This is a genomic window from Nioella sp. (assembly GCF_964229645.1).
GTDB lineage: Bacteria > Pseudomonadota > Alphaproteobacteria > Rhodobacterales > Rhodobacteraceae > Nioella.
Window position 1 is genome coordinate 1 of record NZ_CAXREX010000220.1, and the last position, 11,524, is coordinate 11,524.

Annotated in this window: 12 protein-coding genes; 4 read left to right on the plus strand and 8 right to left on the minus strand. The window is 66.3% G+C overall.

Features of this window, described 5'->3' with window-relative positions; all coding sequences use genetic code 11:
• Nucleotides 1-51 precede the first annotated feature (51 nt).
• Nucleotides 52-804, plus strand: a complete 753-nt coding sequence (locus ACEQXV_RS14865) for a hypothetical protein (protein WP_370269822.1) — start codon at nt 52-54, stop codon at nt 802-804.
• Between the two features lie 73 nt (nt 805-877).
• Here ACEQXV_RS14865 and ACEQXV_RS14870 read toward each other — a convergent pair whose 3' ends face one another.
• The 8 genes from ACEQXV_RS14870 to ACEQXV_RS14905 form a co-directional block, all read right to left on the minus strand.
• Nucleotides 878-1,666 carry a xanthine dehydrogenase family protein subunit M gene (locus ACEQXV_RS14870; RefSeq protein ID WP_370269823.1) on the minus strand — a complete coding sequence of 263 codons (789 nt, stop codon included), beginning with the start codon at nt 1,664-1,666 and terminating at the stop codon, nt 878-880.
• Between the two features lie 25 nt (nt 1,667-1,691).
• A complete protein-coding gene (locus ACEQXV_RS14875; RefSeq protein ID WP_370269824.1) occupies nt 1,692-4,052 on the minus strand; it encodes a xanthine dehydrogenase family protein molybdopterin-binding subunit in 2,361 nt (786 codons plus the stop codon).
• Between the two features lie 74 nt (nt 4,053-4,126).
• Nucleotides 4,127-4,489, minus strand: a complete 363-nt coding sequence (locus tag ACEQXV_RS14880; protein ID WP_370269825.1) for a hypothetical protein — start codon at nt 4,487-4,489, stop codon at nt 4,127-4,129.
• Between the two features lie 33 nt (nt 4,490-4,522).
• Nucleotides 4,523-4,903, minus strand: a complete 381-nt coding sequence (locus ACEQXV_RS14885) for a hypothetical protein (protein ID WP_370251879.1) — start codon at nt 4,901-4,903, stop codon at nt 4,523-4,525.
• The gene (locus tag ACEQXV_RS14890; protein ID WP_370251881.1) at nt 4,900-5,385 is read right to left on the minus strand and encodes a (2Fe-2S)-binding protein; all 486 of its coding nucleotides are present in this window, start codon (nt 5,383-5,385) and stop codon (nt 4,900-4,902) included. Before ACEQXV_RS14890 ends, ACEQXV_RS14885 begins: the two co-directional genes overlap by 4 nt.
• A 101-nt stretch (nt 5,386-5,486) precedes the next feature.
• Nucleotides 5,487-6,500: a molybdopterin-binding protein gene (locus ACEQXV_RS14895; protein ID WP_370269826.1), complete on the minus strand. Its 1,014-nt coding sequence runs from the start codon at nt 6,498-6,500 to the stop codon at nt 5,487-5,489.
• Complete coding sequence (locus tag ACEQXV_RS14900) at nt 6,497-7,480, minus strand: XdhC family protein (RefSeq protein ID WP_370269827.1); 984 nt, start codon at nt 7,478-7,480, stop codon at nt 6,497-6,499. Before ACEQXV_RS14900 ends, ACEQXV_RS14895 begins: the two co-directional genes overlap by 4 nt.
• 168 nt (nt 7,481-7,648) lie before the next feature.
• Nucleotides 7,649-8,902: a flavin-dependent oxidoreductase gene (locus ACEQXV_RS14905; RefSeq protein ID WP_370251655.1), complete on the minus strand. Its 1,254-nt coding sequence runs from the start codon at nt 8,900-8,902 to the stop codon at nt 7,649-7,651.
• Between the two features lie 180 nt (nt 8,903-9,082).
• Between ACEQXV_RS14905 and ACEQXV_RS14910 the strand changes: the two genes are divergently transcribed.
• The 3 genes from ACEQXV_RS14910 to ACEQXV_RS14920 all read left to right on the plus strand — a co-directional run.
• Nucleotides 9,083-9,661: a YqaA family protein gene (locus ACEQXV_RS14910; RefSeq protein ID WP_370251657.1), complete on the plus strand. Its 579-nt coding sequence runs from the start codon at nt 9,083-9,085 to the stop codon at nt 9,659-9,661.
• Nucleotides 9,658-10,140: a disulfide bond formation protein B gene (locus ACEQXV_RS14915; protein ID WP_370269829.1), complete on the plus strand. Its 483-nt coding sequence runs from the start codon at nt 9,658-9,660 to the stop codon at nt 10,138-10,140. The genes ACEQXV_RS14910 and ACEQXV_RS14915 overlap by 4 nt, the downstream gene beginning before the upstream one ends.
• Nucleotides 10,141-10,265: 125 nt before the next feature.
• The coding region (locus ACEQXV_RS14920) for a DEAD/DEAH box helicase (RefSeq protein ID WP_370269830.1) at nt 10,266-11,524 on the plus strand (1,259 nt) is incomplete at its 3' end.

The window sequence follows — 11,524 nt, forward strand, 5'->3', positions numbered from 1 at the left end:
CAGGCGTATGGGAAGGGCCGATATCAACACGCCGGAGTATCGGAGTACCCAATGTCCCGCGCCCTTTATGTCATTATCATTCTCGTGGGCCTCGGCCTGATCGGCTACACCATGATGCCGACGCCCGAGCCCGAAGAAACCGCTGAAGACGCCATTGTCGAACCCGCCGCCGAAGAGGCGACCGAGGAAGCTGAAGAGGCGACCGAGGAAGAAACCGCCACCGTCGAAGAGGCGGTCGAAAACGCCGTCGAAGAGGCCACCCAGGCCGCTGAGGAAGCAACCGCTGCCGTTGAAGAGGCCGCAGAAGAGGTCATGGAAGAGGCCGAAGCGGCCGTCACCGAGGCCGTGGAAGACGCCACCGCCGCTGCCGAAAGCCTGGTCGATCAGGTGACCGGCGCCGCGGAAGGGGCCGAAGCCGGGGCCGGCGATGTCGCCGAAGAGGCTGCCGAAGCCGTGGAAGACACCACGACCGAGGCCGCTGCCGCGACCGAAGAGGCAACCGCCGCCGTCGAAGAAACCACCGACGCCGCAACCGTTGCTGAAACCGCCACCGAGGAAATGGCAGAAGAGGCGACCGCAGCCGTCGAAGAGGCCGCTGCCGACGCCGTGACCGAGGCCACCGACCTGTCGACCCTCTTTTCGGTCGAAGGCTTCAATGCAGACGCCGCCCTTGCCGCCGTGGAAGGCTCCGACCTGTCGGCCATCGCCCGCGCCTCGCTGAGCGCCGCGATCGAGCAGGCCCGCGCCAACCCCGACATGGTGGGCGAGGTCGTGACCCGACTGCGCAACGCGCTCGGGCTCTGAGCAACGGCCCGATCTGAAAACGAGAAACCCCGCGCCGAGGCGCGGGGTTTTTTCTTGTCCCGAAGGCCGCCGATCAGCAGGCGGCGACCGCCCGCTTGGTCAGCACCTTGACCAGGTTGGCGCGGTAGGCGCCGGACCCGTGCAGGTCCGAGATCATGCCATCGGCAGAGACCGACAGGCCATCGACCGCCTCGGGCGAGAAATTGGCCGAGAGCGCGTCTTCGGCCTCGCTCCAGCGGAACACGCCATCTTCCGACGCGCCGGTGACCGCGACCCGAACAGCCCCTGCGAACTTGGCCACGAACACGCCCGTCAGGGCAAAACGCGAGGCCGGTTGCAGGAACTTCTGGTAGCTTGCCGCCGCTGGCACGGGGAACTTCACCTCGGTGATGATCTCGCCATCGTTGAGCGCCGTGGTGAACATCCCCTCGAAGAAGTCGTCCGCCGCGATTTCGCGCGTGTTGGTGACGATGGTCGCGCCCGATGCCAGCACCGCCGACGGGTAGCAGGCCGCCGGGTCGTTATTGGCCAGGCTGCCGCCGATGGTGCCCCGGTTGCGCACAGCCGGATCACCGATATGGCCAGCCAGATGCGCCAGCGCCGGGTAGCTGTCAGCCGTAGCCGCCGCCACATCGGCGTGGCAGGTGCCACCGCCTACGCAGACACGGCCCGCATCGTCGGTGCACACGCCCTTCATCTCGGCGATGCCGCCGAGGCTGACCAGGGTCGCGGGCGCCGCCAGGCGCTGTTTCATCGTGGGCAGAAGCGTCTGCCCGCCGCCAAGCGCCTGTGCCTCTTCACCGCCAAGCGCGGCAACGGCTTCGGCAACGGTGCCCGGTCGTTTCAGTTCAAACTCATACATGGTTTGGGATCTCCTCTTTCCGGGCTTAGCCGTTCATCGCCTGCCAGACACGGGCGGGCGACAGGGGCATGTCGATATGGGTCACGTTGTGGCCACCGCGTTGCAGCGCGTCCACCACCGCGTTCACCACGGCAGGCGGGCTGCCGATGGCCCCGGCCTCGCCGCAACCTTTCACGCCAAGCGGATTGTGCGTGCAGGGGGTGACACAGCTGTGATCCACCGCGAAGCTCGGCAGGTCGTCGGCGCGCGGCATGGCGTAATCCATGTAGGAGGCGGACAGAAGCTGCCCGTTCTCGTCGTAGGACACACCTTCCAGCAGCGCCTGGCCAATGCCCTGCGCCAGACCGCCATGCACCTGGCCTTCCACGATCATCGGGTTGACCACGTTGCCGAAATCGTCGGCGGCGGCGAAGCTGCACACCGTGACCTTGCCGGTTTCGGGGTCGACCTCGACCTCGCAGGCATAGGCCCCTGCCGGGTAGGTAAAGTTAGACGGGTCGTAGAAGGCGGTTTCCTCCAGCCCCGGCTCCAGCTCTTCCAGCGGGTAGTTATGCGGCACGTAGGCGGCCAGCGTGACATCGCCCCAGGCCACCGACTTGTCGGTGCCCGCGACGGTGAACTGCCCGTCCTTGAGCTCGATATCGCCTTCCGAGGCTTCCATCAGGTGGGCCGCAATCTTCTTGGCCTTGTTGATGATCTTCTCGGTCGCCCGCACGATGGCCGAACCGCCAACGGCCAGCGAACGCGAGCCATAGGTGCCCATGCCCATCGGCGTGTTGGCGGTGTCGCCGTGGACGATCTCAACCATGTTCTCGGGAATGCCGATCATGTCGGCCACCACCTGCGGGAAGGCGGTTTCATGGCCCTGACCGTGGCTGTGGCTGCCGGTCATGACAACGAGACCGCCAGTGGCGTTCACCCGCACCGTAGCACTTTCGTAAAGCCCCGCGCGTGCACCGAGCTGCCCCACCAGGGCCGAGGGCGCGATCCCGCAGGCCTCGATATAGGTGTTGACCCCGAAGCCGCGCAGCTTGCCGGCCTTGGCGCTCTCGGCAGCACGTGCCTCGAACCCGTCGCGGTCGACCATCTCCATCAGCTTGTCCATCGTGGCGTTGTAGTCGCCGGTGTCATAGGCGACGGCCACGGGGGTTTCGTAGGGGAAGGAGGTGACGAAGTTCTGCCGACGCAGCGCCACCGGATCGGCCCCCACTTCTCGCGCGGCCTTGTCGACAACGCGTTCCAGCTGGAACGTCGCTTCGGGCCGCCCGGCCCCGCGATAGGCATCGACGGGAACGGTGTTGGTAAAGACCGCCTTCACATTCACTTGGATCGCCGGGGTCTTGTAGTTCCCCGCCATCAGCGTGCCGTGCAGATAAGTGGGCACCGACGGCGCGAAGGTCGACAGGTAGGCCCCCATATTGGCCATCGTATGCGTGCGCAGACCGGTGAAGTTGTTGTCCGCATCCATCGCCAGTTCGATCTTTGTCACGTGATCGCGACCATGGGCGTCGGTGATGAACGCCTCGGACCGGCTGGCTGTCCACTTCACCGGGCGGCCAATGGCCTTGGCGGCGAAGGTGCAGAAGGCCTCTTCGGCGTAGTGGAAGATCTTCGAGCCGAAGCCGCCGCCCACATCGGGCGCGATCACCCGAAGCTTGTGCTCGGGAATCCCCAGCACGAAAGCGCCCATCAGCAGCCGGATCACATGCGGGTTCTGGCTGGTGGTATAGAGCGTGCTTTCGTCATTGGTGGAGTTGTAGTCGCCCACGGCGACGCGCGGCTCCATCGGGTTGGCAACCAGGCGGTTGTTGACCAGTTCCAGCGTGGTCACATGCGCGGCCGAGGAAAACGCGGCCTCCATCGCGGCATCGTCCGAGCCGAAGACCCAGTCATAGCACAGGTTGTTGTCCAGCTCGTCATGCACCTTGGCAGACCCGTCCGACAGCGCGGCGGCCATGTCGACGACGGCGGGCAGTTCCTCGATATCGAGTTCGATCGCCTCGGCGGCATTGCGCGCCTGCGCGGCGGTTTCGGCCACGACGGCGGCAATCGGGTCGCCCACGTGGCGCACCTTGCCTTGCGCCAGCACCGGATGCGGCGGCTCCTGCATCGGGTTGCCGTGGCGGTCTGTCACCTGCCAGCCGCAGGGAATGCCGCCCACGCCCTCGAAATCGGCGCCGGTGAAGATACGCACGACGCCGGGCATGTTCTGGGCAACCGACGTGTCGACCTTGTTGAGCCGCCCATGCGCCACGTCAGAGCGCAGGAAATACACATAGGCCTGACCCGGCAGGCTGATATCATCGGTATACCTGCCTTTACCGGTCAGGAACCGGACGTCCTCGCGGCGCTTTGTACTCGCGCCGATGCCATGATCCTTTGGCATGCTTTCCTCCCTGTTTTCCTTGTCTTTCTCGGTGCGTTCCGCCCGCCACCTCCTCTGCGGCGGGCGGTCGCCTGTCATAGCTTGTTGAAGATCTCCGCCAGCCGTTCGATCACATCACCGGGCGAGTTGTCGTCGCCCTGGGTATGTGCGGTGGCGAAGGGATAGACCGTGCCGTTGATCTCGGGGCAGATGATCGAAATATCCGCCGCGCGCGGGGGAATGTCCCATCCGAACGTGGACCAGCGACCCTGGGTCAGATCGGGCGTGTTCGCCCCGTTTTCCCCTGCCAGGATCTCCAGCGCCTGCATCGCCTGTGACATGCAGATTTCCGGGCTCTCTACCGACATGAGGTCGATGTTCGAGAAACTGTCGGCCAGGGCCGCACCGGCAAAAAGACCGGCTGCGGCAATGGCCAACCCAGGAGTTGCACGGGTCAAAAGGCGTATCACGTTACGGGACCCCATCGCGCGTTACTTGCTCCCGCCGCCACCGGGCGGCACGCCTTCGAGCAGGTCGAGGAACGCTTCGACCGTTTCCAGCCGGGTTCCGTCTTCCTGAAGGCTGTAGCCGGTCACGGTCGCGGTCACGCGCCCCTGATCCTCGGAACAGACGATGGCCACCTGCGTGGCGCCCGGTGGCACGTCCCACCCGAAGACCGAGAATGTCGCTTCACCAGTATCGGGGTTGATCCCGTAGCGCGCGAAATGCTGGTCCATCGAGCTGCGGGCAATGTTCATGCACTCGTCTTCCGAGCCGAACCCGGTGACATAGCCCGAGGAAAACCCCTCGGCTGAGGCCAATCCCGGGGCCAGGGCCACAAGGGCGGCTGCGGTCAGCGCTGCGCCCTTCACTCCGCCGCGACGGGCGCAACCTCCTGCCCGCTCGCTGCCATGATTGCCTTCACAATGTTGTGGTAGCCGGTACATCTGCAAATATTCCCTTCAAGATAAGATCTGACCTCCGCCTCGGTGGGCTTCGGATTCTCGGCCAGCAATGCGGCCGCGCTCATCACCATGCCGGGCGTGCAAAAACCGCACTGAAGCCCGTGGTGATCCTGGAAGGCCTGCTGGATGGTCGAAAGCGATCCGTCCGCGTTGGCCATACCTTCGATGGTGCGCACTTCGGCCCCTTCGGCCTCTGCCGCCAGCATGGTGCAGCTTTTCACGGGCTTGCCGTTCACATGCACCACGCAGGCCCCGCACTGGCTGGTGTCACAGCCCACATGGGTGCCGGTCAGACGCAGCCCCTCGCGCAGGAAATCGGACAAGAGCGTGCGCCCTTCAGCGGAACCGGAAACGGCCTTGCCGTTCACGGTCATGGTGACCTGGGTCATGAATTACCTCCCTGTGTTATTGGAGGTATCCAAACACGGAATCGTTGCAGCACAAATGAAATTTTTTCGGCTGGTCAAGATTTGAGCGGTTTCGCCGGGCGTTACCCGTTCTGGTTGCGCCCCGCGCGCGGCTGCGGCCGGGTCGGGATTTCCTTGAGCAATCCGCCCACGCCCATTGCCGCAATATCAGCGGCCGAAACCGGCACGCCGCAGGCCACCCGTTCCAGCACCCAGTCGGCACCGTTCAGCGCGGGGCTGCGCGCGCAGCCGGGCAGGCCGATGACGGGGGCTGCCCCGATCTGCCCCAGGAAAAGCAGGTTTCCGGGGTCGACGGGCATGCCGAAACGGGTGATCTGCCCCCCTGCCGCGACCACCGCCGAAGGGGCCACATCGTGAATGTCGGATGTGGCCGAGGCGGTCAGGATCAGTTTCATCGCACCGGGCAGGCTTGCCAGTGCCGCGGTGATGGACTCGGTGTCGTGGGCCACGATCTGCACCGCCTCGAGCGCCACGCCGAGCGCGTCGAGCCGCCCGGCCACCGCCGCGATCCCCTTGTCCTCGGGGCTGACCGGATCGCCCGGCACTTCGGTCACGATCAGGCCCGCCGTCGGCAGGGCCACGGGCCGCACGCAGAGCGCGCCGCGCGCCGCCGCCTCGGCCCGGCCCAGGGCGGTTTCCGCCACGCCATAGGCGATGATCTTCACCGTGCCCACCATCATTCCCGGCCAGGCGCGCTGCCATTGCGGGACCGTGGCCAGGGTGATCATCGGATCGACGGAATTGAGCGCCTCGACCGCAGCCACGTCGATACCGACCACGCCGGGCCGTGTTGCGCGAATGTTGACGCGACCGGTAAAGGCCTCCTGCAAGTCCAGCCCCACAGTGTCCGGGTCCGGCACCAGGGCCTGCGCCAGGCGGCGCGCGGCGCTGTTTTCCTCGATATCGCCGGGGTCGAGCCGGGCCACGGTCACGCGCCCCCTCCCGAGGGCGGCGAGCGTGTCGAGATCATCCGCCGTCAGCACCCGCCCCTTGCGCAACCGCCCCTTGGGCAGCTGCACCGAATGGGCCAGCACGGCGCCAAGCGCCTCGGTCAGGGGAACCGGCCCGAACCTCATGCCTTGCGCAGCCGCGCGGTGATCTCGGCCATGATCGAGATCGCGATCTCGGCTGGCCCCTGCGCGCCGATATCGAGCCCGACAGGCCCGTGGATGCGCGCGATCTGCGCCTCGCTGAAGCCCGCCTCCGTCAGCCTGTCCACCCGTTTGGCATGGGTCCGCGTCGAACCGAGGCAGCCCAGGTAAAAACAGTCGGAGGCCAGCGCGGCCCGAATGGCCGGGTCATCGAGCTTGGGGTCATGGGTCAGCGTCACGACCGCCGTGCGCGGATCGAGCCCGTAAGCCTTCAGGGCGTCATCGGGCCATTCTTCTACAAGTTTCTCGCCGGGAAATCGTGCCTCGGCCCCGAACGCAGGGCGCGGGTCGATCACCACCGGGTCGTAGCCTGCCAGCCGCGCCATCGGCACCAGGGCCTGGGCGATATGCACTGCCCCCACGATGGCCATGCGCAGGGGCGGGTTGTGAATGGCGATGAACCAGTCACCCTCGAAGCCGGACTTGTCGGTGCGGAAGCGCTCCGCGATCTCGTCCGCAAGCGCATCGCCCTGCCCCGTCACAAGCCGCCGTGCGCCGGTGCTGGGGTTGACCACATAGGCCACCTGTTCGCGGCTGGCACGGGCATCGACCAGCGCCTCCAGCATGTCGACGGGCAGAACCCTTCCGACGGGTTCGACCAGAACCCGGATACGGCCACCGCAGGCCAGGCCGACAGCGAAGGCCTGCTCATCGGCAACGCCGAATTCCAGAACCGTGGCCTCGCCCTTTTCCAGGCAATCAATGGATTCGATGACCACCGCGCCCTCGACGCAGCCACCCGAGACAGACCCCTCCATCTCGCCCTCGCCCGAGACGACCAGCTGGCTGCCCACGGGCCGGGGCGCGCTGCCCCAGGTTTCGATCACCGTGGCCAGCGCCGCGCCCTCGCCCTGGCGGTGCCAGTCCAGCGCGATTTCAGGGATGCGGTCATAGGTGGGGGTCATGGACGGGACTCCTTGCTGGGGAACAAGGTTGTGGCGCGCGGACCCGCTGTCAACTGGTGCGGCCCAAAAAGGCGCGTCCACGCGCCGTGCAAGGCGGGCTGACGCCAGCCCGCCCAAGCGCGCCGCCCGCGGCGCGCCACCGGCGCCGGGTTGCCCGGCGCCTGCGCGTCACATCTCCATCAGGCCCGGCCTGGCGTTCAACCGCTCCACGTCGAAACCCGCGATCTTCTTGTAGGCCCCGGCGATCTCGGTCAGTTCATCCTGGCTCATGACCTCCGAGATATCGCCGAACCCTTCGGGCGCCCGCGCGGCCACCTTGTCGAGCACGATGTCCGGCCCGTCGCCGCGATTGGCCAGAACCAGCGCGTTCACCGCCTCGCGCCGGTCGTCGTCATAGGCCGCCAGCGCCGCCTCGGTTTGGCCATGCCTCAGCATCTCGCGCACGAGAACGCGGGCATCCAGGATGGCCTGTGTCGCCCCGTTCGACCCGATGGGATACATCGCATGGGCCGCGTCGCCCAATAGCGTCACGCGCCCGTGGCTCCAGCGCGGCAGCGGGTTGCGATCGACCATCGGGTATTCCCAGATGCCCTCGGCCTCGCGGATCAGCGCCGGAATATCCAGCCAGTCGAAGCTCCACTCAGCGAAATGATCCGCGAAGTCATGCAGGTGCCCCTCGCGGTTCCAGTCCTGCCGGTTCCACTGGTAATCCTCGGGCATGGCCAGGTCGGCAATCCAGTTGACCCGCAACTCGCCATCGCCGAAGTCCTGGATCGGGTAGCAGACGAACTTGCGATCCGCCGTGCCCGCCATCGCCATGGTGCGCCCAGTGAGAAAGCTCTCGGCCCGCGTGACGCCGCGCCACATCATCGTGCCGCGCCAATGCGCCGGCCCCTCGTCGGGATAGAGCGCAGCGCGCAGCGCCGAATTGATCCCGTCGGCCCCCACCAGGACCAACCCGTGCAGGTCCGGCAAGGCCGCGCCCGTGCGCCGGTTGACCAGATGCGCCACAACGCCATGGGCATCCTCGTCCCAGCCCGCCAGCGCGGCCCCGGTGGTGATCACGTCCGGGCCGCAGCGCGCCAGAAGCTCGTGGTAGAGCAGGAATTGCAGCTCGCCCCGGTGGATCGAGTATTGCGGCCAGTTGTACCCTGCCCGCTTGCCGCGCGGCTCCGACCAGATCAGGCCGCCCTGCTGTGAGAAATAGGCCACTTCCCGTGTGCGCAGCCCGATCCTGTCCAGCTGCTCCTCCAGCCCGAGCTCGAACAGCTCGCGCACCGCGTGGGGTTGCAGGTTGATGCCGACGCCCAGCGGCTTGAGCTCTTCGACCGCTTCGACGATGTGAAAGTGGATGCCGGCCTGGTGCAGCGTCAGCCCCAGGCTGAGCCCGCCGATCCCGGCGCCAGCGATGATCACCGTCATGATTACCCCTCCGCGAATTTCGCGCGCATTTCAGCAGATTGCCCGTTGAAGTTCCACCACCTGCACACATCCTGCGCGCTTCTGCCCTCCTTTCGGGCACCTGTCGGTGCAAAGGGATGGCAGTGCTTGACCCCCGCCCCCTTATCGGGCATCGCGGTCTGACATTTTCAGGAGACGCATATGATCCGCGGATTGTACGACTGGACCATCGGCCTTGCCGGCCACCGCCACGCGCTTTGGGCCCTGGCACTTGTGTCTTTCCTCGAAAGCTCGGTCTTTCCGATCCCGCCCGATATCCTGATGATCCCGATGATCATCGCCGCCCCGAGCCGCGCCTTCCTGATCGCCACGGTGTGCCTTGTGTCCTCGGTGCTTGGCGGTCTCCTGGGCTATTACATCGGCTTTGGACTGTTCGAGACCGTGGGTCGCCCGGTGCTCGAGTTCTACGGCAAGGACGCCTATTTCGAGGACTTCGCCACCCGCTACAACGAATGGGGGGCCTGGGCCGTCCTGGTCGCGGGCGTCACGCCCTTCCCATACAAGGTGATCACCATCATGTCGGGGGTCACGCAGCTGAACCTCGGCGTGTTCATGGTGGCCAGCGTCATCGCGCGCGGGCTGCGTTTCTTCATCGTCGCGGCCCTATTGTGGAAGTTCGGCGCACCCATTCGTGATTTCATCGAACGCCGCCTCGGCTTGATGTTCACGCTCTTCGTGGTACTGCTGGCGGGCGGTTTCTACGTGGTGAAATACCTATGAGCTTTCTTGACGGCTTGTCCCGGCGCGGCCTGATCGGCCTTGCGGCCCTTGGTTCTGCCGGGCTGTTCTTCGGCGCCCTGTTCTTCCAGTTCGTGCTTGGGGTGCAGCCCTGCGCGATGTGCTACTGGCAGCGCTGGCCGCATCGGATCGGCATTGCGCTCGGCCTCGTGGGGCTGGCCATTCCCAAGGCGTTGCTGGCCTGGGCCGGCGCGCTCAACATGGCCGTTTCGGCGGGGCTGGCGATGTATCACACCGGGGTGGAACGCCACTGGTGGCTCGGGCCGTCTTCCTGCACCTCGCGCGGGGTTGACCTGCTCAGTTCCGAATGCGGGCTGCTCGATCCCGATTGCGGCACCGCCATCGTGCTGTGTGACGAGATCGCCTGGCAGATGTTCGGCCTGTCCATGGCCAACTACAATGTCATCTTCTCACTGGTATTCATGGGGCTTTGGATCATGGCCGCGCGGCGCGCAGCCTGATCCGGTTCTTCGCGGGCTGACAACGATTTCCCCTATACTTTCCCTTCCGGTGCAGGTAGTGAACGCGCTTTCCCGTGGCCAAACGACTCGCGTGCCACGCCAGCCCTGACGGATCGCCCCTCCCCATGATCAAGACCCTTTCCGACGCCCTCGCCGAGCGCGGCTATGACAGCCTGACCGCCGTGCAGGAGGCCGTCACCCAGCCCGAGCTCGAAACTGCCGACCTTCTGGTGTCGGCCCAGACCGGGTCGGGCAAGACCGTGGGCTTTGGCCTGGCCATTGCACCGACGCTGCTGGAGGGGGCCGACACCCTGCCACAGGCCGATGTCCCGCTGGCACTGATCGTGGCCCCGACCCGCGAACTGGCCCTGCAAGTGATGCGCGAACTGCGCTGGCTTTATGCCAATGCCGGAGCGCAGGTGGTGTCCTGCGTGGGCGGCATGGATTTCCGCGACGAACGCCGGGCGCTGGAACGTGGGGCCCATATCGTCGTGGGCACGCCGGGGCGTCTGCGCGACCATATCCAGCGCGGCACGCTCGACATGACGGGGCTGCGCGCCATCGTTCTGGACGAAGCTGACGAGATGCTCGATCTGGGCTTCCGCGAGGACCTCGAGTTCATGCTTGGAGAAGCACCCGAGGATCGGCGCACGCTGATGTTCTCGGCCACCGTGCCGCCGATGATCGCGACACTGGCCCAGCATTATCAGCGCGATGCGGTCCGCGTCTCGACCCTGTCGGGCGGCAAGCAGCACGCCGACATTACCTATAACGCGCTGCGCGTCTCGGACGCGGATGCCGAACACGCGATCATCAACCTGCTGCGTTTCCACGAGGGGCAGAAGGCAATCGTCTTCGCAAACACCCGCGCCACAGTGGCGCGCCTGACCGCGCGGTTCGGCAACCGGGGCTTCGCGGTGGTGAGCCTCTCGGGCGAACTGAGCCAGCAGGAACGCAGCCACGCGTTGCAGGCCATGCGCGACGGGCGCGCACGGGTCTGCGTAGCCACCGACGTGGCCGCGCGCGGGATCGACCTGCCGGATCTCGAACTGGTCATTCACGCCGATCTGCCCACCAATACCGAGACACTTCTGCACCGGTCCGGCCGCACGGGGCGCGCAGGCCGCAAGGGGATCTCGGCGCTGATCGTGCCGCCGAAGGCCGTGAAGAAGGCCGAGCGCCTGCTCAAATGGGCCAAGATCCAGGCCGAATGGACCGTGCCGCCTTCGGCCGAGGAAATCCTGCGCAAGGACGAGGAACGCCTGCGGGCCGACCCGAGGTGGGCCGACGAGGTGACCGAGGACGAAGCCGCCTTCGCCGCCCGCCTGCTGGAGGCCCATGACCCCGCCACCCTCGCGGCAGCCTACCTGCGCCTTTACCGCAG

What these genes read in the sequence shown, in the direction of transcription:
- ACEQXV_RS14915 (WP_370269829.1), top strand. Translation starts at nt 9,658, where the DNA reads ATGAGCTTTCTTGACGGCTTGTCCCGGCGCGGCCTGATCGGCCTTGCG.
- ACEQXV_RS14875 (WP_370269824.1), bottom strand. Translation starts at nt 4,052, where the DNA reads ATGCCAAAGGATCATGGCATCGGCGCGAGTACAAAGCGCCGCGAGGAC.
- ACEQXV_RS14865 (WP_370269822.1), top strand. Translation starts at nt 52, where the DNA reads ATGTCCCGCGCCCTTTATGTCATTATCATTCTCGTGGGCCTCGGCCTG.
- ACEQXV_RS14905 (WP_370251655.1), bottom strand. Translation starts at nt 8,902, where the DNA reads ATGACGGTGATCATCGCTGGCGCCGGGATCGGCGGGCTCAGCCTGGGG.
- ACEQXV_RS14910 (WP_370251657.1), top strand. Translation starts at nt 9,083, where the DNA reads ATGATCCGCGGATTGTACGACTGGACCATCGGCCTTGCCGGCCACCGC.
- ACEQXV_RS14870 (WP_370269823.1), bottom strand. Translation starts at nt 1,666, where the DNA reads ATGTATGAGTTTGAACTGAAACGACCGGGCACCGTTGCCGAAGCCGTT.
- ACEQXV_RS14890 (WP_370251881.1), bottom strand. Translation starts at nt 5,385, where the DNA reads ATGACCCAGGTCACCATGACCGTGAACGGCAAGGCCGTTTCCGGTTCC.
- ACEQXV_RS14900 (WP_370269827.1), bottom strand. Translation starts at nt 7,480, where the DNA reads ATGACCCCCACCTATGACCGCATCCCTGAAATCGCGCTGGACTGGCAC.
- ACEQXV_RS14895 (WP_370269826.1), bottom strand. Translation starts at nt 6,500, where the DNA reads ATGAGGTTCGGGCCGGTTCCCCTGACCGAGGCGCTTGGCGCCGTGCTG.